This is a genomic window from Streptomyces sp. ISL-99 (assembly GCF_018614005.1).
Taxonomy (GTDB): Bacteria; Actinomycetota; Actinomycetes; order Streptomycetales; family Streptomycetaceae; genus Streptomyces; species Streptomyces flavidovirens.
The window spans coordinates 1-1,668 of the sequence record NZ_JAGGPC010000101.1 but is presented as its reverse complement, the minus strand read 5'-3'; the positions used below and the strand labels follow the sequence as shown (position 1 = coordinate 1,668).

General features: G+C 71.2%; 1 protein-coding gene. It reads right to left on the bottom strand.

Annotated elements, in window-relative coordinates:
• Window positions 1-1,668 (bottom strand): AMP-binding protein (locus J7E91_RS35540; protein ID WP_214911598.1); only part of this gene is annotated, 1,668 nt, incomplete at both ends.

Below are 1,668 nucleotides of genomic sequence, written 5' to 3'. Positions count from 1 at the left end.
TAGGCGTTGATCATGCGGCGGCCTGTTGACCAGCGGCCGACCTGCTCGGGCGGGCAGGCCTCGCCGGCCACGATCAGCGTCATGCCGTCGGGGAGCCCGCCGGGAGGGAGCACGCCGAGGACGGCCGGGGGCAGCGTGGCATGGGTGACGCGCTGTTCGGTGAGCAGGCGGGTGAGTTCATCGCCCGTGGCGAGGCGTGCGGGTGGGGCGAGGACGAGGGTGGCGCCGTGGGTGAGCGCCATGATCAGTTCCCAGGCGGCGGCGTCGAAGCTGAGGGCGGCGAACTGCAGAGTGCGTGACTGCGGGCCGACATGGAGGTGTTCGGCCTGCGCCGCGGACAGGGAGGCGATGCCGGTGTGGGTGACCACGACGCCCTTGGGACGGCCGGTGGAGCCGGAGGTGTAGATGACGTAGGCGGGATGGTGCAGTTCCAAGCGTGCCAGGCGTTCGTCGTCGCTGATCGGCCCGTCGGGCAGATGTTGGGTCGTCTCGTCGCCGTTGAGGTGGATGCGGGGGTGACCGGTGGCGGGCAGCTCTACCGCGGTGGTGGTCAGGACGCAGACCGGGTCGGCGTCGGTGAGCATGTAGCGGATGCGGTCCGCCGGGTAGTCGGGGTCGATCGGCAGGTAGGCGCCGCCTGCCTTGTGGAGGGCGAGAGCCGCGACGACCATCTCGATGGAGCGGGGCATGGCCAGCGCGACCAGCCGCTCCGGCCCCACGCCGTGGGATATGAGGAGCCGGGCCAACTGATTGGCGCGCCGGTCCAGTTCACCGTAGGACAGGGTGGTGTCCTCGTAAACCACGGCGTCGGCCTGCGGCGCGCGGGCGGCCTGGGCCTCGAACAGCTCCGGCATGGTCAGCGCCGGGACCTCGCGCTCGGTGGCGTTGCGGCGGTCGAGCAGCTCCCGCCGCTCCTGCTCCGCAAGGATCTCGGCATTGCCTATCGTGCGGTCCGGATCGGCCGCGATGGTCCGCAGCGTCCGGACCAGTCGATCGGCCAGGGCCTCGGCGCTGGTGCGCTCGAAGAGGTCCGTGGCGTAGGTGAGGACGCCGGTGAGACCAGCGGGATCACCGGCCGCCGTCTTCTGTTCGGTGAGGCCGAAGACCAGCTCGGACTTGGCGGCCTGGACGCCGACCGGTTCGGGCCGGACCTGGAGTCCGGGCATGTCCGGTGTGATGGCGGTGCCGTCCTCCAGGTTCAACGAAACCTGGAAGAGCGGCGTGTGCGAGAGCACCCGGGTGGCCTGTGCGGCTTCCACGGCACGCTCGAAGGGGGTGTCCTGGTGGGCGTAGGCGGCGAGGTCGGTCTCCCGGACGCGGGCCAGGAGCTGGCGGAAGGTCGGGTCGCCGGACACGTCGGTGCGCAGAACCAGGGTGTTGACGAAGAAGCCGACCAGGTCGTCCAGTGCCTCGTCGGAGCGCCCCGCCACTGCGGTGCCGATCGGGATGTCGGTGCCCGCGCCCAGACGGGACAGCAGTGCGGCCACCGCCGAGTGCAGCACCATGAACAGCGTGGCGCCCGAGCCCTGAGCGAAGGACAGCAATGCGCGGTGCAGGTCGGCGTCGATGTCCAGCTCCACCGTGGCGCCGCGGTAGCTGGCGACGGCGGGGCGGGGATGGTCCAGCGGCAGTTCCAGCAGCTCGGGTGCGCCGGCGAGTTCTTTGCGC